22 protein-coding genes and 1 tRNA gene are annotated in these 23,775 nt (G+C 75.3%); 11 read left to right on the top strand and 12 right to left on the bottom strand.

Annotated elements, in window-relative coordinates; translation table 11 throughout:
• The first annotated feature begins 26 nt into the window (after positions 1 to 26).
• Positions 27 to 1,121, top strand: coding sequence for a Gfo/Idh/MocA family oxidoreductase (locus GWJ10_RS05220; protein WP_163185816.1), 1,095 nt, complete (start codon positions 27 to 29; stop codon positions 1,119 to 1,121).
• A gap of 21 nt (positions 1,122 to 1,142) precedes the next feature.
• Here GWJ10_RS05220 and GWJ10_RS05215 read toward each other — a convergent pair whose 3' ends face one another.
• Complete coding sequence (locus GWJ10_RS05215) at positions 1,143 to 1,352, bottom strand: hypothetical protein (protein WP_021482922.1); 210 nt, start codon at positions 1,350 to 1,352, stop codon at positions 1,143 to 1,145.
• A 122-nt stretch (positions 1,353 to 1,474) separates the two neighbouring features.
• Between GWJ10_RS05215 and GWJ10_RS05210 the strand changes: the two genes are divergently transcribed.
• Complete coding sequence (locus GWJ10_RS05210; protein WP_051027593.1) at positions 1,475 to 1,978, top strand: MarR family transcriptional regulator; 504 nt, start codon at positions 1,475 to 1,477, stop codon at positions 1,976 to 1,978.
• A gap of 86 nt (positions 1,979 to 2,064) precedes the next feature.
• Here GWJ10_RS05210 and GWJ10_RS05205 read toward each other — a convergent pair whose 3' ends face one another.
• Positions 2,065 to 2,793, bottom strand: a complete 729-nt coding sequence (locus tag GWJ10_RS05205; RefSeq protein WP_163185813.1) for an HAD-IA family hydrolase — start codon at positions 2,791 to 2,793, stop codon at positions 2,065 to 2,067.
• A gap of 100 nt (positions 2,794 to 2,893) precedes the next feature.
• On the opposite strand from GWJ10_RS05205, the gene tmk reads away from it, so the two are divergent.
• On the top strand, positions 2,894 to 3,658 hold the full coding sequence (gene tmk / locus GWJ10_RS05200) for a dTMP kinase (RefSeq protein ID WP_241005675.1): 765 nt from the start codon (positions 2,894 to 2,896) through the stop codon (positions 3,656 to 3,658).
• Entirely contained in the window at positions 3,655 to 4,791 is a 1,137-nt protein-coding gene (locus GWJ10_RS05195; RefSeq protein WP_163185808.1) for a DNA polymerase III subunit delta', read from the top strand. The genes tmk and GWJ10_RS05195 overlap by 4 nt, the downstream gene beginning before the upstream one ends.
• A gap of 6 nt (positions 4,792 to 4,797) precedes the next feature.
• On the opposite strand, the gene GWJ10_RS05190 is transcribed toward GWJ10_RS05195, so the two are convergent.
• The 3 genes from GWJ10_RS05190 to GWJ10_RS05180 all read right to left on the bottom strand — a co-directional run bounded on the left by GWJ10_RS05190 (position 4,798) and on the right by GWJ10_RS05180 (position 7,661).
• Positions 4,798 to 5,787 carry a TIGR03557 family F420-dependent LLM class oxidoreductase gene (locus GWJ10_RS05190; protein WP_021483001.1) on the bottom strand — a complete coding sequence of 330 codons (990 nt, stop codon included), beginning with the start codon at positions 5,785 to 5,787 and terminating at the stop codon, positions 4,798 to 4,800.
• Positions 5,788 to 5,857: 70 nt separating this feature from the next.
• On the bottom strand, positions 5,858 to 6,238 hold the full coding sequence (locus GWJ10_RS05185; protein ID WP_051027601.1) for an SHOCT domain-containing protein: 381 nt from the start codon (positions 6,236 to 6,238) through the stop codon (positions 5,858 to 5,860).
• A 109-nt stretch (positions 6,239 to 6,347) separates the two neighbouring features.
• On the bottom strand, positions 6,348 to 7,661 hold the full coding sequence (locus tag GWJ10_RS05180) for a low temperature requirement protein A (protein ID WP_163185805.1): 1,314 nt from the start codon (positions 7,659 to 7,661) through the stop codon (positions 6,348 to 6,350).
• A gap of 126 nt (positions 7,662 to 7,787) precedes the next feature.
• On the opposite strand from GWJ10_RS05180, the gene GWJ10_RS05175 reads away from it, so the two are divergent.
• From GWJ10_RS05175 to GWJ10_RS05160, 4 genes are all read left to right on the top strand, one after another.
• Positions 7,788 to 8,396 carry a hypothetical protein gene (locus GWJ10_RS05175; RefSeq protein ID WP_163185802.1) on the top strand — a complete coding sequence of 203 codons (609 nt, stop codon included), beginning with the start codon at positions 7,788 to 7,790 and terminating at the stop codon, positions 8,394 to 8,396.
• 88 nt (positions 8,397 to 8,484) lie between these two features.
• Positions 8,485 to 10,038, top strand: coding sequence for an alpha/beta hydrolase (locus GWJ10_RS05170; RefSeq protein ID WP_163185799.1), 1,554 nt, complete (start codon positions 8,485 to 8,487; stop codon positions 10,036 to 10,038).
• 112 nt (positions 10,039 to 10,150) lie between these two features.
• Positions 10,151 to 10,223: transfer RNA gene (locus GWJ10_RS05165), tRNA-Thr, on the top strand.
• A 156-nt stretch (positions 10,224 to 10,379) separates the two neighbouring features.
• Positions 10,380 to 10,661 (top strand): hypothetical protein, encoded by a 282-nt coding sequence (locus GWJ10_RS05160; protein ID WP_163185796.1) that lies wholly within the window; start codon positions 10,380 to 10,382, stop codon positions 10,659 to 10,661.
• Positions 10,662 to 10,756: 95 nt separating this feature from the next.
• Here the strand turns inward: GWJ10_RS05160 and GWJ10_RS05155 are convergent, their stop codons facing one another.
• From GWJ10_RS05155 to GWJ10_RS05145, 3 genes are all read right to left on the bottom strand, one after another.
• Positions 10,757 to 11,524 carry a hypothetical protein gene (locus tag GWJ10_RS05155; RefSeq protein ID WP_061266606.1) on the bottom strand — a complete coding sequence of 256 codons (768 nt, stop codon included), beginning with the start codon at positions 11,522 to 11,524 and terminating at the stop codon, positions 10,757 to 10,759.
• 92 nt (positions 11,525 to 11,616) lie between these two features.
• Positions 11,617 to 12,216 (bottom strand): alpha/beta family hydrolase, encoded by a 600-nt coding sequence (locus GWJ10_RS05150; RefSeq protein WP_163185794.1) that lies wholly within the window; start codon positions 12,214 to 12,216, stop codon positions 11,617 to 11,619.
• A 135-nt stretch (positions 12,217 to 12,351) separates the two neighbouring features.
• Entirely contained in the window at positions 12,352 to 14,472 is a 2,121-nt protein-coding gene (locus GWJ10_RS05145; protein WP_163186319.1) for a heavy metal translocating P-type ATPase, read from the bottom strand.
• Positions 14,473 to 15,068: 596 nt separating this feature from the next.
• Here GWJ10_RS05145 and GWJ10_RS05140 point away from each other — a divergent pair.
• The gene (locus tag GWJ10_RS05140; RefSeq protein WP_163185791.1) at positions 15,069 to 15,563 is read left to right on the top strand and encodes a hypothetical protein; all 495 of its coding nucleotides are present in this window, start codon (positions 15,069 to 15,071) and stop codon (positions 15,561 to 15,563) included.
• A gap of 67 nt (positions 15,564 to 15,630) precedes the next feature.
• Here GWJ10_RS05140 and GWJ10_RS05135 read toward each other — a convergent pair whose 3' ends face one another.
• On the bottom strand, positions 15,631 to 16,341 hold the full coding sequence (locus GWJ10_RS05135; RefSeq protein WP_163185788.1) for a hypothetical protein: 711 nt from the start codon (positions 16,339 to 16,341) through the stop codon (positions 15,631 to 15,633).
• A 46-nt stretch (positions 16,342 to 16,387) separates the two neighbouring features.
• Positions 16,388 to 16,720, bottom strand: coding sequence for a cupin (locus GWJ10_RS05130; RefSeq protein WP_076403395.1), 333 nt, complete (start codon positions 16,718 to 16,720; stop codon positions 16,388 to 16,390).
• A 164-nt stretch (positions 16,721 to 16,884) separates the two neighbouring features.
• Here GWJ10_RS05130 and GWJ10_RS05125 point away from each other — a divergent pair, with 164 nt between their 5' ends.
• Positions 16,885 to 18,948 (top strand): AarF/UbiB family protein, encoded by a 2,064-nt coding sequence (locus tag GWJ10_RS05125; RefSeq protein ID WP_163185785.1) that lies wholly within the window; start codon positions 16,885 to 16,887, stop codon positions 18,946 to 18,948.
• A gap of 2 nt (positions 18,949 to 18,950) precedes the next feature.
• Here the strand turns inward: GWJ10_RS05125 and GWJ10_RS05120 are convergent, their stop codons facing one another.
• Positions 18,951 to 19,904, bottom strand: coding sequence for a universal stress protein (locus tag GWJ10_RS05120; RefSeq protein WP_076403393.1), 954 nt, complete (start codon positions 19,902 to 19,904; stop codon positions 18,951 to 18,953).
• Positions 19,905 to 20,073: 169 nt separating this feature from the next.
• The gene (locus GWJ10_RS05115; RefSeq protein WP_241005674.1) at positions 20,074 to 20,721 is read right to left on the bottom strand and encodes a hypothetical protein; all 648 of its coding nucleotides are present in this window, start codon (positions 20,719 to 20,721) and stop codon (positions 20,074 to 20,076) included.
• A 280-nt stretch (positions 20,722 to 21,001) separates the two neighbouring features.
• Here GWJ10_RS05115 and GWJ10_RS05110 point away from each other — a divergent pair, with 280 nt between their 5' ends.
• The gene (locus tag GWJ10_RS05110) at positions 21,002 to 23,569 is read left to right on the top strand and encodes an ATP-dependent Clp protease ATP-binding subunit (RefSeq protein ID WP_031315080.1); all 2,568 of its coding nucleotides are present in this window, start codon (positions 21,002 to 21,004) and stop codon (positions 23,567 to 23,569) included.
• The last annotated feature ends 206 nt before the right edge of the window (positions 23,570 to 23,775 follow it).

The raw sequence follows: 23,775 nt of genomic DNA, 5'->3' as shown, positions 1-23,775 counted from the left end.
CCGCGCAGGGCGATAGCGTGGGCCGCATGAGCACCGTCGCCCCGCCGCCCGCCGCGCACCCCGACGAGACCCCGGCCGCCTCCGGCGTCCACCCGTTCCCCGACCTGTCCGCCGAGGTGACGGGCACGGTCCCCGACCCGCGCAGCGCGCCCCCGATCCGCTGGGGCATCCTCGGCGCGGGCGGCATCGCGTCGTCGTTCGCGGAGGCGGTGCGCCTGCACACCCAGGGTCGCGTCGCCTCGGTGGGCTCGCGCGACCGCGTGCGCGCCGAGCGCTTCGCGACCGCGCACGGCGTCCCGACGACGCACCACGGCTACGACGAGCTCGTCGAGGACCCGCAGGTGGACGTCGTGTACGTCGCGACGCCGCACTCGCACCACCACGAGCACGCCCTGCTCGCGATCCGCGCGGGCAAGCACGTCCTCGTCGAGAAGGCGTTCACGCGCAACGAGGCCGAGGCGGTCGAGGTGCTCGACGCCGCGCGCGAGGCGGGCGTGTTCGTCATGGAGGCCATGTGGACGCGGTTCCTGCCGCACGTCGCCGCGCTGCGCGGCGTGATCGCGCGCGGCGAGATCGGTGACGTCGTGAACCTCAGCGCGGACCACGGCCAGTGGTTCCCGTTCGACCCCGAGCACCGGCTCTACGCGCCGGAGCTGGCGGGCGGCGCGCTGCTCGACCTGGGCGTCTACCCGGTGTCGTTCGCGCACGACCTGCTGGGCGCGCCGTCGACAGTGACGGCCGTCGGTGCACTCACGGAGACGGGCGTGGACGGGCAGGTGAGCATCGTGCTCGGCTACGGCGACACGCAGGCGACGCTCTCGACCACGCTGTGGTCGCGCACCGCGAACACGGCGGTGATCTCGGGCACGGCGGGCCGCATCGAGGTCGAGGGCACGTTCTACGCGCCGACGTCGTTCCGGGTCGTGCGGCACGACGGCGCGTCCTGGTACTACGACGGCTTCTCCGGCGAGGGCAAGCAGTACCAGGCCGCCGAGGTCGCGCGCCGCGTCGCCGCGGGCGAGACGGAGAGCCCGCGCATGTCGTGGGACTCGACGCTCGAGGTCATGCGCACGCTCGACGAGGTGCGTCGCCAGGTCGGGGTCGTCTACCCCGGGGAGTGACGCCCGCGGGCGGGCGTCGCGTCAGTCGGTGTGCTCGACGACGTAGCTGCGGCCGTCGGGGCCGGTGACCCGCTCGAAGCGGGTGCGCAGCTCCTGGTCGCGCTCGCGCTCGGCGTCGGACACGCCGCGGCCGTCGGCCTCCTGTCGCCCCAGCTGTGCCGGGCCGAAGATCGGCAGGAAGCCCTCGGTGATGCGCATGCCGAGCGTGCGCTTGTCGTTCTTGCGCGCCACGGTGTCCTCCGCTGGTGTCGCGTCGCCGGCCCGGGGGCCGGTGGCTGGTGCTCGTCCGCTGATGGTTGGTGCACCAATGATTGGCGTACCAAGAATAGCGCGATCCTCGGTAGCATGGCGCCATGACGAGCGAGGAGAACGGCGGGGCGTCCGCACCGGGCGCGGCGACGCTGTTCGCGGACCCGCTCGCGCTCGAGGCGCAGGTGTGCTTCGCGCTCTCGGCGGGCGCGCGCGGCATGGTCGCCCTGTACCGGCCGCTGCTCGAGCCCCTGGGCATCACCCACCCGCAGTACCTCGTGCTGCTCGCGCTGTGGCAGGACGACGCGGCGGGCACGACGTCGACCGTCGGCGACCTCGCGGCGCGGCTGCACCTCGACGCCGGGACGCTCTCGCCGCTCCTCAAGCGGCTCGAGAGCCTCGGCTACGTGCGCCGGTCCCGCTCGCCCGACGACGGCCGCCAGGTCCGCGTGACGCTCACGCCCGAGGGACGGGCGCGGCGTCGTGACGCGGAGCGCATCCCGCCCGCGATCGTCGCCGCCACGGGCCTCACCCTCGACGAGCTGGCGGAGATCCACGCCGCCGCGTCGAAGGTCGTCGCGGCCGCCCAGCGAGCGTCCGTCTACTGAGGATCAGCCCGCTGCAGCCCGCCGAGCAGGGGGGTTGGCCCGTCAAGGGAGGAGGACGGGAGACGACCGCAGGGTCGGCGGGGTGGTCAGGCGTCCGTGATCCGGATGCCGTCCGGGCCTGCGGCGAAGCGCACCGCCGCCAGACCCGCCGCCAGCGCGTCGGGTGCAGGGGACGCGGACGCCAGCTCGTCGGCCGTGTGCGTGCCCGTCACGACGAGCACGGCGCACCCCGCGGCGCGGGCGGACGCGACCCCGGCCGGGGCGTCCTCGACGACGAGGCACCGCGCCGGGTCCACGCCCAGGCGCTCCGCGCCGAGGAGGAACGGGTCCGGGTCGGGCTTGCCGTGGGCGACGTCGTCCGCGGTGACGACCACCGACGGCGCGACGAGGCCCGACGCGGCCATGCGCGCCGCCGCGAGGGGGCGGGTGCACGACGTGACGATCGCCTGCCGCTCCGGGGGCAGGGCGGCGAGCGCGTCGCGCGTCCCCGGCAGGATCGTCACGCCCTCGTTGTCCTCGAGCTCGAGCTCGTGGATGCGGTCGTACGCGGGCTCGACCTGGTCGGCCGGCAGGAGCGTCGCGATGAGCGTGCGCGCGGGGGTGCCGTGCTGGATCTGGAAGTCCTCGGCGTCGGGCAGCCCGTGCTCCGCGGCCCAGCGACGCCAGTTCCGGTCCACCGCCGGGACCGAGTCGATGAGGGTGCCGTCCATGTCGAACAGCACGGCGTCGAACGTCCGCCCGGCGAACGCGACGCCGGGGGTGGGCAGAGGAGCGGGCGCGGGGTCCGTCGCGGGGGCGGTCACGGGATCGGGCATGGCCCGAGGCTATCCCGCGCGTCCGGCGCCTGCGGCCGTCCCGCACGACCGGCGGCCGGGGGACCGGCCCGTGTCCGACGTCGCGACTAGGGTGGTCGCCGTGAGCGCACCCGGGTACTTCATCTCCTTCGAGGGCGGCGACGGCGTCGGCAAGTCGACGCAGGCGCGCCTGCTCGGGCAGTGGCTCGGCGAGCTCACGGGGCGCGAGGTCGTGCTGACGCGCGAGCCGGGCGGCACGGAGCTCGGCAAGGAGCTGCGCGCCGCGGTGCTCCACGGGCAGGACATGGACCCCCGCACGGAGGCGCTCATCTACGCCGCGGACCGCGCGCACCACGTCGCGAGCCTCGTGCGCCCCGCGCTCGAGCGCGGCGCGATCGTCGTCACGGACCGCTACCTCGACTCGTCGGTCGCCTACCAGGCGGGCGGGCGCGAGCTCGGTGCGGACGAGGTCGAGCTCATCTCCCGCTGGGCCGTGCAGGACCTCCTGCCCGACGTGACGATCCTGCTCGACCTCGACCCGGCGGTCGCCGCCGGTCGCATCCGCCGCCAGCACGACCGCCTCGAGCGCGCGGGGGCGGAGTTCCACCGCCGCACGCGCGAGGCGTTCCTCACGCGCGCGGCGTCGGACCCGGACCGCTGGGTCGTCCTCGACGCCGCGGGCTCGGTCGACGACCTCCAGGCGCAGATCCGGGTCGACGTCGCCGCGCGGCTCGAGCTCACGCCCGTCGTCGAGGAGGCCGAGGACACGGTCGCCGCGCTGCCCGACGGCGGCTTCGACGACACGGACAGCGCGATCGGCTACGCGCCGGGCACGGACCTCCTCCCGGGCGCCCCGGCGCGGCCTGCCGGGGACGCGCGCGCATGAGCGTCTGGGATGACGTCGTCGGGCAGGAGCAGGCCGTCGCTACGCTCTGCGCCGCGGCCACCGACCCCGCCGCGATGACCCACGCGTGGCTGCTCACCGGCCCGCCCGGGTCCGGCCGCTCGAACGCCGCGCGCGCGTTTGCGGCCGCGCTCCAGTGCGAGCAGGGCGGCTGCGGGCGCTGCCAGGCGTGCCGCACGACGCTCGCCGGGACGCACCCGGACGTGACGCTCGTCGCGACCGAGCTCGTGACCATCAAGATCGACGACGTGCGCGACCTGGTGACGGTCGCGAGCCGCAGCCCGTCGCAGGGCCGGCGTCGGGTCATCGTCGTCGAGGACGCCGACCGCATGGCGGAGCGCACCACGAACGTCCTCCTCAAGGCGATCGAGGAGCCCGCTCCGCACACGGTGTGGATCCTCTGCGCCCCGAGCCCGCAGGACGTGCTCGTGACGATCCGCTCGCGGTGCCGCGGGGTCGTGCTGCGGGTGCCGCCGGTCGAGGCCGTCGCGGGCCTGCTCGTGCAGCGCGACGGCGTCGACGAGCACGTCGCCCTCGTCGCGGCGCGCGCGGCCCAGAGCCACATCGGCCTCGCCCGGCGCCTCGCGCGGGACGCGGGGGCGCGCGAGCGCCGCACGTCCGTGCTGTCGCTCGCCCGGCGGGTCCGCGGGGTGGGCGACGCCGTGCTCGCGGCGGGAGAGCTCGTGGACCTCGCGCAGGCCGAGGCGAAGGCGGCGACGGAGGAGCGCGACGCCGCGGAGAAGGCCGAGCTCCTGCGTGCGCTCGGCGTCGCGGACGGCGAGACGCTCCCGCCGCGGCTGCGCTCCCAGCTCCGCGACCTCGAGGCCGACCAGAAGCGGCGCGCGACGCGCCACCAGCGCGACGTGCTCGACCGCGCGATGGTCGACCTGCTCTCGCTGTACCGCGACGTGCTCGTGGTCCAGCTCGGGGCGCAGGTCGAGCTCGTCAACACCGAGCTCGCCGAGACGGTGAGCGCGCTCGCGCAGGACTCGACGCCCGAGCAGACGGTGCGGCGCATGGACGCGATCGGCGTCGCGCGCGAGCGGCTCGAGGGCAACGTCGCGCCGCTGCTCGCCGTGGAGGCGATGGTCGTCGCGCTGCGGCCCCAGGGCTGACGGCCGCTAGCTCGACGGTGCCGCCGCGCGGAGCTTCTCCAGGAGCGGCCCGGCCGCGGTCTCGAGGAACTCGCGCTGCCCGACCTCGCCCACCTGGACGAGCGCGAGGTCGGTGAACCCCGCCTCCCACCACGCGGACGCCGCCTCGACGACCGCGTCCAGGTCGGGACCGCACGGGATGGACGCGGCCACGTCCTCGGGCCGCACGAACGCCGTCGCCGCCTCGAACGCCTCGGTCGTCGGCAGGTCCGCGTTGACGCGCCAGCCGCCGCCGAACCACCGGAACTGCTCGTGCGCGCGCGCCACGGCGGTCTCCTCGTCCGGGTCCCAGCAGATCGGCATCTGCCCGACGACGCGCGACGGCGCGAGCTCGGCGCGCTCGCGGACCGAGGACCACCGCTGCACGACGCCGGCCTCGGGCTCGGTCGTGACGAGGTGGTCGGCCAGCGGGGCGAACCGCTCGATCGACTGCGGGCCGGAGACCGCCACGCCGATCTCGACCGTCTCGTCGGGCAGGTCCCAGAGCTTGGCGGAGTCGACGCGGTAGTGGACGCCGTCGAACGTGAGGCGCTCGCCGTCGAGCAGCGAGCGGATGATCTCCACCGCCTCCTCGAGCATGTCGTGCCGCTCGCCGACGGCGGGCCAGCGCTCGCCCGCCACGTGCTCGTTGAGGTTCTCGCCGGCGCCGAGCCCGAGGGTGAAGCGGTCGTCGGACAGGAGCGCCACGGTCGCGGCCTTCTGCGCCACGACCGCGGGGTGGTAGCGCAGGAGGGGGCAGGTCACGTACGTCATGAGGCCGACGCGCTCGGTCGCCTGGGCGACCGCCCCGAGCACGGACCACGCGTACGGGGCGTGGCCCTGGGCGTCGAGCCAGGGGAAGTAGTGGTCGCTCATCACCTCGAAGTCGAAGCCGACGCGCTCCGCGTCGACCGCGTGCTCCACGAGCGCACGAGGGCCGGACTGCTCGGTCATGAGGGTGTAGCCGAAGCGGGTCATGTCTCGATCGTGGGACGGGCCGGGCGCACCCGCACGCGGGTACGCCCGGCCCGGGGGAGGGAGGGGACGGTCAGGCGAGCGCCTTCGCCTTGAGCTGTGCAAACTCCTCGGGGGTGATGGCGCCCGAGTCGAGGAGCGACTTGGCGTGGGAGATCTGCTCGGCCGGCGACGTCGTCGCGACCTGGCGGATGTAGGCGTCCGTGTCGTGCTTCGCCTGGACGACGGCCGCGGCCTGTCGCTCCGCCATGCCGCGCCCCCGCGCGATGAGGTAGACGAGCGACGTCAGCACGGGCAGGAAGATGAGGAAGATGATCCAGACTGCCTTCCACCACCCGGAGAGCTCCCGGTCACGGAACAGGTCCGCGATGATCTGGAAGAGCACGATGAGGTACGCGATGAAGAAGAAGCTCCACACGAGGAGCCAGAAGAAGTCCCAGAAGTCCACGGTCACGCCCTTTCTCGACGGGTCCCGCGACGCGACGGCCTGCTGCCCCGCGCCATCAGGGCGAACGTAGCGACGTCGCGACGATCGCGCCCGGCGAGGCGCGCGGTTCCGCGGCTCACGACGTCCCGGCCGGTGTCCCGGGCGGAGGCCCCGCGGGCGCGCCCGGCCCGTCCGACGGCCCGTCCGACGGCGCGCCCGACGGTGGGATCGGGGCCCGCCGCGCGCGGACGACGTCGCCCACGATGACCGCCAGCAGGACGCCGTCCGTCACCCAGTTGAGCGCGAGCGGCGAGAGCCACGCGTGGACGGCGAAGAGCACGCCGACCGCGACGGCGCCCAGCACGTGCGGGAGCGACCAGCGCCCGCCCGTCGCGCGCCGGAACAGCGCGTTCCCCACGAGGTACGTCGCCGCCGCCCCGCACACGAGGCCGGCGGTCCAGGCGTCGGCGTGACCGCCGTCGTGCCCGAGCGGGTGCAGGAGCACGAGCTCGTCGGCGACGGCGGTGAGCACGATCCCGGCGACGATGACGAACGGGACGTACGTGTACGCCGTCTGGGCGACCATCCCGCGCTCGGCGCGCGACGTGAAGTACTCGGTGGCACGCCGCTCGGACCGGTCGAAGAACAGCAGCCACATGAGCACGGTGCTCGCGAACGCGGAGCAGAACGCGGAGACGGTCGTGAGGTCGAGGGGGAGCTCGGCGAACGCGGCGCCCGTGACGATGATCGACTCGCCCAGGCAGATGATGACGAACAGGCTGACCCGTTCGGCCATGTGCTCCCCGCGGACCACCCACGTGCTCGCGCGCGACGCCCCGAGCCCCGGGAGCCAGAACATCGCGCGCGGCCCGGCGACGTCGATCGCGGCCGCGACCGCCCACAGCAGCAGGCGGTGCTCCTCGACGAGGCCGCCCGCGACCCACAGCGCGCCCGACGCCGCGAGCCACGTCGTGATGCGGACGAAGTTCACCGCGTTCTCGGGCCAGACGCGGCCCATCGCGACCATCGTGAAGAGGCTGCGCCCCACCTGCATCGCGACGAGCATGACGGCGAACAGCAGGCCCTTGTCGCCGAACGCCTCCGGGATCGCGCTCGCGAGGACGAGGCCCAGCAGCATGAGCACCACGAGCAGCCCTCGCACCGGCAGGCGCTCGGGGTCGAGCCAGTTCGTCACCCACATCGTGTCGACCCACACCCACCAGACGGCGACGCCGAGCAGGAGCGTGTGCCCGAGCGCCTCGACGCCGGGGTGCGCGATGAGCCCGTGCGAGAGCTGGGTGACCGCGAACACGAACACCAGGTCGAAGAACAGCTCCACGTAGCCGACCCGGCTCGAGTCGCCGCCGTCGCCGTGCCGCAGGAGGTCGGTGCGCAGGCCCCAGGGCAGCGGGGGCCGCTCGGTGCCGCGGGTCGGGTGCGCTGCGTCCATGCGGGGATGCTCCCACCCCGGGTCACCGTCGGGTCACGATCCCGCGGCGCGTCGGCGGTTCGGCGCGCGCGAGGTCCCGGCGCGGACCACGATGGTCGCGCACCCGTCGCCGACCGAGGAGTCCCCATGGTTCCCGCCCGTCGTCCCGCCGCCCGCACCGCGCGCCTCACCGCGGCGCTCGCGCTCACGGCCACGGTCGCCCTGCTCGGGGCGTGCGCGTCCGACACCGACGGGGGCGGTGACGGCACGAGCGCCACCGAGGAGACCACGGAGCCCGACGGCGACCCCTCGACGGACCCCTCCACGGAGCCGACCGACGACGCCACCGACGAGCAGCAGGGCCTGCCCGACGCCGCGACGATGGACGTCGTCGCGGGCGCGCACGGCAAGGGCCTGCCCCCCGGCGCGGACGCGCCGACCGAGGGCGGCACCGGCGCCGCGTGGAGCGCCGAGCCGGGCCTCCTGCTCGTCGTGACGTTCGGGTCCAGCACGTGCCCGCTGCTCGCCGAGGACGGCGCCGCGGTCGAGGGGAGCGACGTCGTCGTGTCGTTCGTCGACATCCCCGCCGACACCGCGTGCACCATGGACTACGTCCCCGCGACGTCCGTCGTCGCGGTGCCCGACGGCGTGGACACCAGCGCCGACGTGAGCGTCGTGCTCGGGGACCGCGGGACCGTCGTCGTGCCGCCGCCGGCCGAGGGCGCGGCCGGCGAGTTCGCCTGGACCGCGGGGTGACGACCCCCGCGGTGAAGAGCGCGTGAAAGGACGGGCCGCCGCCGGTGGGCCGTCTCCCGCGCGACGGGCGAGCGGCTACCGTGTCCGGGTGACGACGTCCCCCTCCTCCCGCCCCGCTCGCCGCGCCCTGGCCTGCGCCGCGACCCTCGTGCTGGCTCTCGTCGCGGGCGCGTGCTCGGCGCCCCCGAAGCAGCAGACCCCGGTCGAGGACGTCCCGACCGCGTCGTCGACCGGCACGGGCGAGACGGGGCCGGAGGGCTTCGAGGAGTTCTACGGGCAGACCCTCGCGTGGGAGGACTGCGGAGCCGGCTGGGAGTGCACGACGGCGCGCGCCCCCCTCTCGTGGCAGGACCCGGCGGCGGGCGAGATCGAGCTCGCGGTCAAGCGCCAGCCCGCGACCGGCGAGCGCATCGGCTCGCTCCTCACCAACCCCGGCGGGCCTGGCGCGTCGGGCGTCGACTTCGTCGCGTCGCTCGCGCCGACCGTCGGCGAGAGCGTCACCGCGGCCTACGACCTCGTGGGCTTCGACCCCCGCGGCGTCGGGCAGTCCTCGCCCGTCGTGTGCCTCGACGACGCCGCGAAGGACGAGTCCCTGTCGCGCGACTTCGACACGGACGAGGCGGGGCTCGAGGCGCTCGCGGCGGACCGCCGCGCCTGGGCCGACGCGTGCGCCGACAACACGGGCGAGCTCCTCGGGCAGGTCGACACCCAGAGCGCGGCCCGCGACATGGACATGCTGCGCGCCGTCCTCGGTGACGAGAAGCTCGCGTACCTCGGCTACTCCTACGGCACGCAGCTCGGGGCCACGTACGCCGGGCTTTTCCCGGACAAGGTCGGCCGCATGGTGCTCGACGGGGCGATCGACACCTCGCTCGACCCGGACGAGATCTCCGAGCAGCAGGCCGTCGGCTTCGAGAACGCCCTGCGCGCGTACGTCGAGGACTGCCAGGCCGGCGCCGGGTGCCCGCTGAAGGGCGACACGGACGCGGGGATGCGCCAGATCCGCTCGCTCCTCGACGCCGCGAAGGCGAACCCGCTCCCGACGGACTCGGGTCGCAGCGTCACGCAGACCCTCGGTTTCTACGGCGTCGCCGTCACGCTGTACAACGACCAGAGCTGGCCCGTGCTCACGCAGGCGCTCACCGAGGCGTTCGAGGAGGGCACCGGCAACGGCCTGCTCTACCTCGCCGACTTCTACAACGACCGGAACGCCGACGGCACGTACTCGTCGAACTCGGCCGAGGCGTTCCGGGCCGTGAACTGTCTCGACGGGCGCCAGGACGACGACCCGGCCGCGATGCAGGCCCAGCTCGAGCGGCTCGAGGAGGAGGCCCCGACGATGGGCTACTTCTTCGCGTTCGGCGGGCTCACGTGCGAGGGCTGGGCGTACCCCGTCGTCGACCAGGAGTTCGACCTCGCCGCGGAGGGCGCCGCGCCGATCCTCGTCATCGGCACGACCAACGACCCGGCCACCCCGTACGTGTGGGCCGAGGGCCTCGCCGACACGCTCGACTCCGCCGTCCTGGTCACCTGGGAGGGCGAGGGGCACACCGCGTACGGGCGCGCGAACGACTGCCTGAGCGACGCCGTGGACGCCTACCTCGTGGACGGGACCGTCCCCGAGGACGGGCTCCGCTGCTGACGCGGAGGGCGCCCGACGGCGACCCTCGGGCCCGCTTTGGAATCTGGCCCGGTCGTTGGGTACAGTAGGCGCTCGTTGCCACCGGTTCGCCGAGCGGACCGGGACGTAGCACGCCGCCTTAGCTCAGTCGGCAGAGCGATTCACTCGTAATGAATAGGTCAAGGGTTCGATTCCCTTAGGCGGCTCGGTGACGAAGGCCCGGAACCCACGGTTCCGGGCCTTCGTCGTGCTCAGGGGGCGGCGCGGAGCGGTGCGACACTCGAGCACCGACTCGTGGCGGCCGGACGGCGCACGGGCCGCACGATGCACGTCGGCCGCACGACCCGACCCCGAGGAGCGAGATGTCCCGCAGCGTCGCAGTCACCCTGATGGGCCTCGGCCTCGTGCTGGTGGTCGCCGGCGTCGTCACCGGCTACACCGTGGGCGTCATCTCCGACAACCCGCTGGCGGAAGACGGCGTGCCGCGCGTGCACGTGACCCTTCTCCTGGGTTGTGCGGCCGCGACGGCGGCCGCCGGAGGGATCGTCGCCGTGCTCGGGCTCCTCGGGCTCTTCGCCAGGCCGGTCCGCACGCCGAGGTCCGTGCGCAGCCGCGAGACCCGGGACCACAGGACAGCGGCCTGAGCGGCTGAGCAGCGCCGCGCGCTCCCGGTGCTCGCGGGCCAGCGGGGAGCGCCGGTCCGGCTGGACGACGGCGGGCACCGCCCGCCGCTGAGGCCTCAACCCACGCGGCGCACGAGCAGGATCACGCCGCCGGCCGCGGCGGCGACGAGCCCGCCGATGCCTACCGCGGCGAAGGTCGGGAAGGTCTCGCCCGCGGGCGGGGGCGGCGCCGTGCGGTCGACGGACGCGAGCGGGACGCGCGCCGGCTCGGGGCCCGCGGTCGTGGGCGCGGCGGTCGGCGTCGGCTCGACGGGGGCGGCCGTGGTCGGTTCCTCCGTCGGCTCGACGGTCGGCTCCTCCGTGACGTCGGGCTCCGGCGCGTCCGGCGTCTCGACGGGCGCCTCCACGACCGCCGCGGCCGGCGGCGCCTCGGCCGTCGGGGCCGAGGTTGCGGGGGCGTCGGGGGTCGGCGCCGGGGGCGCCGTCGTGGGGGAGGGCTCGGCCTGCGCCGTCGTGCAGACGGGGTCGTCCCCGTTCCACCGCGCGTGCTGTGCCCGCAGGCCGGACACCTGGGCCCACGTGACGCAGTAGCCGTCGGGGAACGTGCGCGACGGCACCGAGAAGGCCAGGAACCCGTCCGCGGAGTCGCGCGGGCCGTAGGAGTCGGAGTAGTACCGCTCGCGGCTCCCGTCCGGCGCGCTCACGGCGTAGGAGACGGCGCCCCACTCGGACCAGAGCCGCTCCGGGTCGAACGAGACGCCGTCGACGCTCACCTCGAGCCCGCTCTCGCCGTCCCGGCCGACGGCGGTCGCGGGTGCGGCGGCGACGGCCACCACGAGCAGCGCCAGCGGTGCGAGGGCGAGCAGGCGGCCAGCGGCGCGCATCAACACCTCCGGGTCGTTCGGGAGCGGTCCGCGGCACATCGTACGCAGTCGTGCGGGCGGGTCGGAACGTCGGGGCGGCGCCCTGCGGCGGGTCAGGCCTCGAGCGTCGCGAGCCACCGGACGACGGCCTCGCACACGGCCGCGTCCTGCCCCTTGAGGTCGTGGGCGCCGGGCAGCTCGACGCGCGTGACGGGCCCGGGGATCGCGGCGGTGTGCTCGGCGAGCTCGTCCGGCGTCGCGAACGGGTCGGTGCGCCCGGAGACGAGGAGGACCGGCACGTGGAGGTCCGGGAAGTGCTCGGTCCGCAGGCGCTCGGGCTTGCCCGGCGGGTGCAGCGGGTAGCTGACGAGGGCCAGCCCGGCGGCGGGGAGCCCCTCGGCGACGGCCATCGAGCACATGCGTCCGCCGTACGAGCGGCCACCGAGCAGGAGGTGGTCCGTCGTGGTGCCGAGCTCGGCGGCGAACGCCTCCGCCTCGGCGCGGACGTGCGCGATCGCGACGGGCGGCCGGTCGGGCATCCGCTTGCCGGCGATCCGGTAGGGGAAGTCGACGCGACGCACGGGGACGGGCGGGTCGAGGGCGGCCAGCGCCTCGTCGATCGCGACGAGCGCGCGGTGGTCGCGGCTCGCGCCGGCGCCGGGCGTGAGGAGGACGCCGGCGACGGGCCGGTCGTCGGGCTGCGGCGTGGTCACCGGCCCAGTCTCGCAGCGCGCACGGGGTCCCTCACGGTCGAGCACGACCTTCCGCGCGGCCGACCACGAGGTTGCTGTCGCCCCGCGGGGCAGGACGACAGCAACCTCGTGGTCGAGGGGGCCTCGCGGCCCCGGTCACCGCGACGCGAGCCGGGCCGGGTCGAGGTCGGTGCGGCGCAGCAGCTGCGCGTTGAGCGCGACGATGACCGTCGACGCGGACATGAGGATCGCGCCCACCGCCATCGGCATGACGAACCCGACGGGCGCGAGCACGCCCGCGGCGAGGGGCACGGCCGCGATGTTGTAGCCCGCGGCCCACCACAGGTTCTGCTGCATCTTGCGGTACGACGCGTGCGACAGCTCGATGATCGACAGCACCGCCCGGGGGTCCGAGCTCGCGAGGATCACCCCGGCGGACGCGATCGCGACGTCGGTGCCCGCACCGATCGCGATGCCGACGTCCGCCTGCGCGAGCGCCGGGGCGTCGTTGACGCCGTCGCCGACCATCGCCACGACGCGCCCGCCGTGCTGCAGCTCGGCGACCTTCGCGTCCTTGTCCTCGGGGCGGACGCCCGCGAAGACCTGGTCGATGCCGAGCTCGCGCCCGACCGCGCGGGCGACGGGCTCCGCGTCGCCGGTGATCATGACGACCCGGATGCCGCGCCGGTGCAGCGCGTCGACGGCCTCGCGCGACTCGGGACGGATCGCGTCCGCCAGGGCGAACGCGCCCACGACCTCGCCGGACCGCGCGTCCGACGCGGTGCCGGTGCCGTCGTCGCTCGCGACGACCACGTGCAGGACGGTCGACCCGTCCTCGGCCCACGCCGCGGCGTCGGGCAGGGGGTCGAGCCCACGCTCGCGCAGGAGTGCCGGCCCGCCGACCGCGACGCGGCGCGCGCCGTCGGGGGTCGGGACGGTCGCCTCGACGCCGACGGCCGTGAGCGACCGGAAGTCGGTGGCGCGGGGGACGTCGTCGCCCCGCTCCTCGGCCGCCCGCACGATCGCGCGGGCGAGCGGGTGCTGGCTGTCCGCCTCGGCCGCCGCGGCGAGGGCGAGCAGCGCGGCCTCGGACGTGCCGCCCGCGGTCGCGAGGTGCACGACGACCGGCTCGCCCGCGGTGAGCGTCCCGGTCTTGTCGAACAGGACCGTGTCCACGGTGCGCATGCGCTCGAGCGCCAGGCGGTCCTTGACGAGGACGCCCGCCTTCGCGGCGCGCTCCGTCGAGAGCGAGACGACGAGCGGGATCGCGAGGCCCAGCGCGTGGGGGCACGCGATGACGAGGACGGTGATCGCCCGGATCAGCGCCTGCTCGGGCGTGCCGAAGACGAGCCACAGGCCGATCGTCAGGGCAGCGGCCCCGAGCGCGTACCAGAACAGCCACCCGGCGGCGCGGTCCGCGAGGCGCTGGGTCTTCGTCGACGACGCCTGCGCGTCCGCGACGAGCCGCTGGATGCCCGCGAGCGCCGTGTCCTCGCCGACGGCCGTGATCCGCACGCGCAGCGCGTCGTCCGTCGCGACGGTCCCCGCGACGACGGCGTCCCCGACGGTGCGGCGCACGGGGCGCGACTCGCCGGTGATCATCGACTCGTCGACGTCCGCGGACCCGGACGCGACCTCGCCGTCCGCGGGCACGCGCCCTCCCGGCCGGACGACGACCAGGTCGCCCACGCGCAGGTCCGTCGGCGCGACGGTCGTCACGGTCCCGTCCTCGGCGACCCGCTCCGCCTCGTCCGGGAGCAGCGCGGCGAGCGAGTCGAGCGCGGACGCCGTCTGCGCGAGCGAGCGCATCTCGAGCCAGTGGCCGAGCAGCATGATGACGACGAGGAGCGCGAGCTCCCACCAGACGTCGAGCTCGTGCGCGAGCAGGCCCAGGCTCGCTCCCAGCGAGGACACGAACGCGACCGTGATGGCGAGCGAGATGAGCGTCATCATCCCGGGCTTGCGGCTCCGCAGCTCGCTCACCGCACCGGTGAGGAACGGGCGCCCGCCCCAGGCGTAGATCACCGTGCCGAGGACGGGGGACACCCAGGGCACCCACGCGGCGTCGGGCAGGTCGTAGCCCAGGAGCATCGCGAACATGGCGTTCAGCGCGACCGTGGGGACCGCGAGGACGAGCATGATCCAGAACAGCCGGCGGAACTGCCCGACGTGGTCGCCGTGCCCCCCGCGACCCCCGTGACCCGCCATGTCGTGACCCTCATGCCCGGCCGTGCCGTGGCCCTCGTGCCCGGCCGTGCCGCCCTCGTGCCTGGCCATGCCGTAGCCCTCGTGCCCGGACGTGCCGTGGCCCGCGGTGCCGTGACCCGCGTGGTGGTCCTCGTGCCCTGTGTCGTGGCCGCGGTGCGCGGCCGGGTCGTGCGTCGCGTGGTCGACGGCGGCGGTCGCCGCCGCGCCGGGGTGCCCGTGCGCCTCGGTGTGCGTGTGCGCCTCGTGGTGCCCGTGCTCGCCGTCCGCGCCGGTCCGACGCCCGGGGCCGTGCTCCGTGCGGTGGTCCACCGTGTCTCCTCTCGGCCGCTGATACCCCTAGGGGGTATCCCTCCTCTCGATCATGCCCCCGTGGGGCCGATCCGTCAACCGTTCTTGCTCGACCCGTCCGCGAGGGGCGGCGTGAGGAGCACGGGGTGGGCTCCCGCAGCACGACCGGGCACCGGACCACCACGCGCCGGGGTGCGTCGTCGCCCGTTCGAGCGCGAGGCGCAGCGCCTGCTCGCCGCCCGCGACGTCGCTCAGGGTGGGCCCGGGCGCGGGACCCGGCGAGCGGCGCGCCGCGCCGCCGGGTGGGCCGCCCCGCGAGCGGCTACGTTCGGGAGGACCCGGTCGACCGAGCCACCACCCCACCGCAGGAGGACCCCATGACGTCCCAGGACGCAGCCGCGCCGCGCGCCACGACGGCGGTGCTCGCCCGGGCCCTCGCGCTCGGCGTCGCCGCGGGCTCGCGCAGCAGCCTCGGGGTCGCGGCGCCGGTGCTGGCCGGCCTCGTGCGGCCCGGCGGGTCGGGCCGGTCGGGTCACGGACCCGGGCCGCTCGCGCGCGGTGGGGCGCTCCTGGGCGTCGTCGGCGAGCTGGTCGGCGACAAGCTGCCGCAGACGCCGAGCCGGCTCGCGCCGCCCGGCCCCGTCGTCCGCGTCGCGAGCGGCGCCGTGGGCGGGGTGCTCGTCGCCCGGCACCGGACCGGTCCGGTCGGGCTGGTCCTCGCCGCCGTCGTGGGAGCCGCGGGCGGGGCCGTCGGGACGTGGGGCGGTGCGGCGTGGCGACGCCTCGCCGTCGGCGAGCGGCCCGACTGGCCCGGCGCCGTCGCGGAGGACGTCACGGCGCTGGCCCTCGCCGCCTGGGCCGTCCGGGTCTGAGCGCCCGCCACGGCGACCCGGGGCGCGACGTCCCGGGAGTGAGTCTCCCGGGCGGGAGGGCCGTCCGTCAGCAGCCCGCCTGCTCGTAGCGGCACAGCAGCTCCCACGCGGCACCGGCCTGCTCCGCGACCGTCTCGCGGGCCGCGCCCACGGTGCTCTCCCCGCCGTCGAGCGCGACGAGGGTGACCGCGGCACCGCGCCGCGTGGTCGCCAGGTAGGTGCCGAGCGCCGTCTCCAGGTCCCCGCTCCCGCCCGACCCGTAGTAGTCGGTGGCCAGGCCGCTGCCCTGGGCGCCGACGTCGAGCGGCTCGGTCGTGTACGTCGAGCCCTCCGCGCCGCCCTGCGCCGCGCACGCGGCGAGCAGGTCCGCGAGCCGCGCGGCCTCCGCGGTCGCGGCGTCGGCGTCGGCGAACACCGCGACCTGGTGGACCCCCACGGTGCCCTCGGCCGCGCCGTCGCCCTCGGTCGCGGTGCGCATCGCCGTGGCGTCCGCGGGGCCGCCGTCCGCGCACGCCTCCGGGAGGTGCCAGTCCGCGACCCCCTCCGCCTCCTCGCGTCCTCCCTCGCCGCCCCACGCCCCCGCGGGGAGGAGGACGTCGGCGGGCGCGTCCGTCGGGAGCGCCGCGGCGGGATCGCCGGGTGCCGGGGTCGCGGCAGAGGTCGAGGGGGCCGGGGCCGACGGTTCCGGGGTGCCCGGAGCGTCGCCGGGGGTCGCGGTGCAGGCCGCGAGGACCAGGGCGCTCGCGGCGAGGACGGTCGTCGTTGTCGAGGCTCTCATCCGCACCACCCTGGCAGCCGTGCGGGCGGTTCGCAGGAGCAGGCGCTCAGCTGCCCGGGACGCTCGTCACGGTCGTCAGGAGGAACGCCGCGTCCTCGACCGCGCTCACCGCGTGCCGCTCGTGCGTGAGCACGCGCAGCTCGCCTTCGCCCAGCTCCACGTCGCCCTCGCCGAGCGCCGTGACCCGGACCCGCCCGCGCAGCACCTGGATCGACGCCGCGGGCGGGGAGTTGTGCTCCCCGAGCTCGACGCCCGCGCGCAGCGCGAGGATCGTCTGGCGCAGCGGGCCGTCGTGCAGCACGACCTCGGCGCTGCGACCGTTCGGCGCGGTGCGGGCGGTCGTGAGGTGGGCTTCCGTGAGGAGGTCGACGTTCGTCATCGGGGCTCCGGCCTGTCGGGGAGCTCCATCATGCCGCGCCGCGGACGTCGCTGCCGCCCGCGCCGCAGCCGTGCGGCGCTGGTCGCCGCGACCGGCTCGGGCGGGCGGGGCGCGCCGGTGGCGCGTGCTGGTGGTCTGCCGTGCGGTCCGGAAGAGTGGCCGCCATGCAGGTGGTCTCCGGTCTCCTCGTCGGTCTGTTCGGCCTCGTCTTCACCGTCGGCATGCTGCTGCTCCTCGCCGCGACGGCGCGGCGCGTCATGGGCGCGCCGGTCGGCTGGATCCGCTCGGCGGTCGTGGCCCTCGCGATGCTGTCGGTCGCGTCCTGGGTGCTCACGGGCGGCCTGCTCGACGCCGGCTGGTCGCGCCCGGACGGGACGCTCACCGTCGCGCCGGGCGTCGCGCTCGTCGCGGTCGTGCTCGCGTTCGCGTGGGCGTTCGTGCTCGGGCTGTGCGTGCTCCTCGTGCTCGAGCTCCTCGTCCCGACGGGCTCCGTCCCTGGGCCGTGGCGCGCGCTCCGCGGGCTGCGCCAGGGCCGCCGCGAGACGCGGCGGTACGCCCAGATCCTGGGGATCGGCGTCCGGCACGGCCTCGGCGGGGCGCTCACGCGCGGGGCGCGGCAGCCGGACGGGTCGCGCCTGTCGCGCACCGACCAGCGGCGCCAGGCCGCCGCGCTGCGCGACGCCCTCAGCGACGCCGGCGTGACCTTCGTGAAGTTCGGCCAGGTGCTGTCCACGCGCCGCGACCTGCTCCCCGCCGCGTTCGCGGACGCGCTCGCCACGCTCCAGAGCGAGGTCCCGCCCGCGCCGTGGTCGCACGTGGAGGCGGCCGTCGCGGGCGCGCTCGGGCGCCCGGTCGACGAGGCGTTCGCCGACTTCTCGCCGGAGCCCCTCGCCTCGGCGTCCGTGGGCCAGGTCCACGCGGCCCGCCTGCTCGACGGGCGCGACGTCGTGGTCAAGGTGCAGCGCCCGGGCGCCCGTGCCCAGGTCGAGACGGATCTCGCGATCCTCGGGCGGCTCGCGCGCCGCATCGAGCGCGACACCGCGTGGGGCCGCTCGCTCGGCGTCGTCGACCTCGCCGACGGCTTCGCCGCGTCGCTGCGCGAGGAGTTCGACTACACGGTCGAGCTGGAGAACACGCTCGCGCTGCGCGCCGCGCTCGCGCGGGGAGCGGCGGGGGACCGGCGCCCCGACGACGCCGCCGACCCGGGCGCAGGGCCGCGCGTCCGGGTCCCCGACGTCTACCCCGAGCTCTCCGGCACGACGTTGCTCGTCATGGAACGGCTCGACGGCGTTCCCCTCGGCCGCGCCGCGGGCGTGCTCGCGGGCCTCGACGACGCCGTGCGCGCCGACCTCGCCTCCCGCCTCCTCACCGCGACGCTCGAGCAGGTGCTGGTCGCGGGCACCTTCCACGCCGACCTCCACCCCGGGAACGTGCTCGTCACCGCCGACGGCCGTCTCGGCCTGCTCGACATGGGCTCCGTCGGCCGGCTCGGCGAGCCCGACCGGCTCGCGCTCGCGGCGGTGCTGCTCGCGGTCGACGCCGACGACGCCGTCGCCGCGACCGACGCCCTCCTGGAGCTGCTCGACGCCCCGGTCGACCTCGACGTGCGCCGCCTGGAGCGCGCCGTCGGGCAGGTGATCGTGCGGTTCCGCGGCGCCGGCGCGAGCGGCGCGATGTTCACCGCGCTGTTCCGGCTCGTCACCGACGCGGGCCTCGCCGTCCCGTCGCAGGTCGCCGCCGCGTTCCGCACGTTCACGTCGCTGGAGGGCACGCTGCGCCTGCTCGACCCCGGGTTCGACCTCGTCGCCGGGGCCCGCGCGACCGCGCAGCCGCTCGTGCGGCGCGTCGTGACGCCGGAGGGCCTGCGCGAGCGGGCGACGAGCCTGTTCCTCGGCCTCGCGCCCGAGCTGGAACGGCTCCCGCGCCGGCTCGCGAAGATCACGAGCGACGTCGAGGCCGGGCGGCTCACCGTCAACGTCCGCTCGTTCGCGCACCCCGAGGACCGCGCGTTCCTCACCGGCCTCGTGCAGCAGGTCGTGTCCACCGTCATCGCTGCCGCGGCCGTCGTCGCGGCGGTCGTGCTGGTCTCCGCGGACTCCGGCCCCGAGCTCGTCGAGGGCCTGCGCCTCTTCGCCGTGCTCGGTGCAGCGCTCGGGTTCGTGGGCACCGTGCTCGCCGTGCGCGTCCTCGTGTTCGCGTTCCGGGGGACGGCCGCTCGGCGCGGGTGACCTCAGTCGTCGTGCGCGCCCGACGGGTGCGTCGCGTCCGCGGGTCGCACGACCGTGACCGGGCAGTGCGCGTACTCGACCGCGTGCCGGCTCACCGAGCCCAGGAGCAGCCGGTCGAACCCGCCGACGCCGCGGTTGCCGAGCACGAGCCGCTCCGCGCGCGACGACGCCTCGATGACCCCCTTCGCGGCGTGCACGTGCTGCACGCTGCGCACGAGGCGGTCGTCGGGCAGGTCGACCCCCGCCGCCTCGAGCGCGGCGTCGAGCTTCTGGGCGGCGAACTTCTCGTAGTCGTCGATGGGCGGCGTCCATCCCCACGAGTCGGGCAGGGGCGCGAGCGAGACGATCTGCCAGCAGAACAGGGCCTCGAGCGTCGCGCCCGTGCGCCGCGCGACGTCGGCGCCGTGCCGCAGCGCCTGGACCGACGTCGACGACCCGTCGACCCCGACGACGACGGGCCGCGCGTGGTCGTGGCGCACGTCGGGCGTCCCGCGCACCACGGTCACGGGGACGGTCGCGTGCTGCACGACGGCGGTCGGCACCGACCCGAGGACCATCCGACCGAGGCGGCCCCGGCCGCAGCGGCCGAGGACGAGCAGGTCGGCGTCGTCGCCGTCGGCGGCGTCGGGCCGCACGTCGTCCTGGGCGGCCTGCGCGACGCGTGGCTGGGCGAGGGCGAGCAGGACGGCCGCGGGGCTGCCGCGCTCGGCGACGGCCGTCGCGGTCACCGCGTCCGGGCCGATCCCCGTGCGGGCGCGCGCGGCGTCGAGCCACTCCTGGGCGAGCGCCCGCTTCTCCTCGGCCGCCGCGTCGGGGCCGTCGCCCGGCCCCTGCCGCGACTCGAACGCGAGCACCGCCGTCAGGGGCACCGCCCGGTCCGCCGCCTCGCGCAGCGCCCAGTCGAGCGCGCCGCCCGACTCCTCCGACCCGTCGACACCGACGATCACGCCGCGCATCTCGCCACCTCCGCCCGGTCGGCCGACCGCGTGCGCCGTCGGCGTGCTGTCCCGACGCCGTCGGCGGCGCCGGTGCTGACTCGACCCTAGGCCGCGGGGCCGCGCCGCGCCCGGGACGGGCGTCCCGAGGTCGTGGACGAGAGTCCCGCGGCGCGGCGCGTGGAGCCGGTCAGAACCGCGGGTCGGGCTCGTCCTGGAGGATGTTGCGCAGGGGGCGGGTGACGACGTCGACCCGCGCGAGCAGGTCCGCCGGGCCCGAGACGACGAGCGCCCGGTCCCCGACCGGCACGTACGCCGCGGCGTGCTCCCGCACGGTGACGTACAGGCAGGGGCGGGTCTCGCCGTCGACCCGGAACGTGGTGGGCACGACGGGCGCGACGTCCACCTCCTCGACGATCGCGCGCATCGCGGCGCGGTACTCCTGGTAGGAGTCGAGGAAGTCGTCGTCGCCGGGGGTGTCCGAGTGCAGGGGCGCGGCGAGCGCCCCGCTGAGCGCGGTGCGGGCGATGTCCTCGGCCTGCTCGTCGTGCGCGGCCCGCACCCGCAGCGTCTCGACGTCGAGCGTCTCGCCCGTGAACGACACGTAGGAGCGCAGGAAGCGCTCCTCGGCCGGGTCGTGCGCGCCGTGGCCTGCACCCGTGAGCGTCTCCTCGTCGAGGTCGAGGCCCCAGGTGAGCGGGTCGTCGACCTCCGCGACGGCGCCGTGGAACCGCGCGACCACCTGCTCCCACGACGCGGCCGAGCCCGCGGGGCGTGCCTCTCGCTCGTCCGCGTCCGGTGCGGGGGTGTCCTCCGGCGGCTGGTCCGGTTGGTGCATCGCTCTCGCCACCCTTCTGGACGTCGTGCGGGGCGCACTCCCGAGCCTGCCCGTGGCGCGGGCCGCGGTCAACGCCCCCGGCGCGTGTCGGGCCGGGTGATCTCCGCCGTCGTGCACCCGCGACCGCCCGGCAGGTCACGGCGCGACCCCTCTTTCACGCCCCTGGCGAACAACGGCATACGGAGGGGGTGCGGCTCGTTCGAACCGCATAGAGTCAATGCGGTCAGGCTTGTACCCGTCGTCCGGCGGGCAGGTGTACGCCGCTCACGAGGAGCAGCACATGTTCGAGAGATTCACAGACCGAGCCCGTCGGGTCGTCGTCCTCGCCCAGGAAGAGGCGCGGATGCTCAACCACAACTACATCGGCACCGAGCACATCCTCCTCGGCCTCATCCACGAGGGCGAGGGTGTCGCGGCCAAGGCGCTGGAGTCCCTCGGGATCTCCCTCGACGGCGTCCGCACCCAGGTGACCGAGATCATCGGCGAGGGCCAGCAGGCCCCGAGCGGGCACATCCCGTTCACGCCGCGCGCCAAGAAGGTGCTCGAGCTGTCGCTGCGCGAGGCGCTCCAGCTCGGCCACAACTACATCGGCACCGAGCACATCCTGCTCGGCCTCATCCGCGAGGGCGAGGGCGTCGCCGCCCAGGTCCTGACGAAGATGGGGGCCGACCTCAACAAGGTGCGCCAGCAGGTCATCCAGCTCCTGTCCGGCTACCAGGGCAAGGAGCCGGTCGCCGCCGGCGGTCCCACCGAGGGCCAGCCGTCCGGCTCGGCCGTGCTCGACCAGTTCGGGCGCAACCTCACCCAGGCCGCGCGCGAGGGCAAGCTCGACCCGGTCATCGGGCGCAGCCTCGAGATCGAGCGCGTCATGCAGGTGCTGAGCCGCCGCACCAAGAACAACCCCGTCCTCATCGGCGAGCCCGGCGTCGGCAAGACGGCCGTCGTCGAGGGCCTCGCCCAGGACATCGTCCGCGGGGACGTCCCCGAGACGCTCAAGGACAAGCAGCTCTACACGCTCGACCTCGGCGCGCTCGTGGCCGGCTCGCGCTACCGCGGTGACTTCGAGGAGCGCCTGAAGAAGGTCCTCAAGGAGATCCGCACGCGCGGCGACATCATCCTGTTCATCGACGAGATCCACACCCTCGTCGGGGCGGGTGCCGCCGAGGGCGCGATCGACGCCGCGAGCATCCTCAAGCCGATGCTCGCGCGCGGCGAGCTGCAGACCATCGGCGCGACGACGCTCGACGAGTACCGCAAGCACGTCGAGAAGGACCCGGCCCTGGAGCGCCGCTTCCAGCCCATCCAGGTCGCCGAGCCGTCGCTCCCGCACGCCATCGAGATCCTCAAGGGCCTGCGCGACCGCTACGAGGCGCACCACCGCGTGTCCATCACGGACTCCGCGCTCGTCTCCGCGGCCACGCTCGCGGACCGGTACATCAACGACCGGTTCCTCCCGGACAAGGCGATCGACCTCATCGACGAGGCGGGCGCGCGCCTGCGCATCCGCCGCATGACGGCCCCGCCGGAGCTCAAGGAGCTCGACGAGGAGATCGCCGAGGCGCGCCGCGAGAAGGAGTCCGCGATCGACGCGCAGGACTTCGAGAAGGCCGCCGGCCTGCGCGACAAGGAGAAGCAGCTCACCGCGAAGCGCGCCGACAAGGAGAAGGCGTGGAAGTCCGGTGACCTGGACACCGTCGCGGAGGTGGACGAGGAGCTGATCGCCGAGGTTCTGGCCATGGCCACGGGCATCCCGGTCTTCAAGCTCACCGAGGAGGAGTCCAGCCGCCTGCTCAACATGGAGGACGAGCTGCACAAGCGCGTCGTCGGCCAGGAGGCCGCGATCAAGGCGCTGTCGCAGGCCATCCGCCGGACGCGTGCGGGCCTCAAGGACCCGAAGCGCCCCGGTGGGTCGTTCATCTTCGCCGGCCCCACGGGCGTCGGGAAGACGGAGCTGGCCAAGGCGCTCGCCGAGTTCCTCTTCGGGGACGAGGACGCGCTCATCCAGCTCGACATGTCGGAGTTCTCCGAGAAGCACACCGTCTCGCGGCTGTTCGGCTCGCCCCCCGGCTACGTCGGGTACGACGAGGGTGGCCAGCTCACCGAGAAGGTGCGGCGCAAGCCGTTCTCGGTCGTCCTGTTCGACGAGGTGGAGAAGGCCCACGCGGACATCTTCAACTCGCTCCTGCAGATCCTCGAGGACGGTCGCCTGACCGACTCGCAGGGCCGCGTCGTGGACTTCAAGAACACCGTCATCATCATGACGACCAACCTCGGCACGCGGGACATCGCCAAGGGCGTCCAGACCGGCTTCAACGCCGGCGGCGACCTGGTCACGTCCTACGAGCGCATGAAGGCGAAGGTCAACGACGAGCTCAAGCAGCACTTCCGGCCGGAGTTCCTCAACCGCGTCGACGACGTGGTGGTCTTCCCGCAGCTCTCGCAGGCCGAGATCATCCAGATCGTCGACCTGATGATCGCCCGTCTCGACGCCCGCCTGCGGGACAAGGACATGGGCATCGAGCTCACGCAGCCCGCGAAGCAGCTCCTCGCCGAGAAGGGCTACGACCCGGTCCTGGGTGCTCGTCCGCTGCGCCGCGCGATCCAGCGCGACATCGAGGACGTGCTCTCGGAGAAGATCCTGTTCGGCGAGCTCAAGGCCGGCGAGATCGTCCTGGTCGACGCCGAGGGCGAGGGCCTGCTCGGAGAGTTCACCTTCCGGGGTGTCTCGAAGGGCGAGCACGACCGCGGCCCGGTGAGCGTGGGCGCGGCCGCGGCGCTCGACGCCCCCACCGGCGTCTCGGTCCGCGACCTGCCCCCGACGGGCGAGCTGCAGGCCGGCGCGGAGTGACGCACTCCTGAACGCCTGACACACGGGCCCCGATCCTCCTCCGGGAGGGTCGGGGCCCGTCGTCGTCCCGGCGCCCCTCGCCCGCCGAGCAGGTGGTCGTGGCGCGTCCGGGACGACCGACGCACCACCATCGCCTGCTCGGCCGACACGGACCGCCTGGTCGGCGGGCGAGGGGCCGTTGCACGGCGTTACGTCTGCTCTTGTCG

Origin of the sequence: Cellulosimicrobium sp. SL-1 (assembly GCF_011033075.1) — a bacterium.
Lineage (GTDB): Bacteria > Actinomycetota > Actinomycetes > Actinomycetales > Cellulomonadaceae > Cellulosimicrobium > Cellulosimicrobium funkei.
The sequence above is the reverse complement of the archived record's forward strand: the minus strand, read 5'-3'. Positions and strand labels throughout refer to the sequence as shown.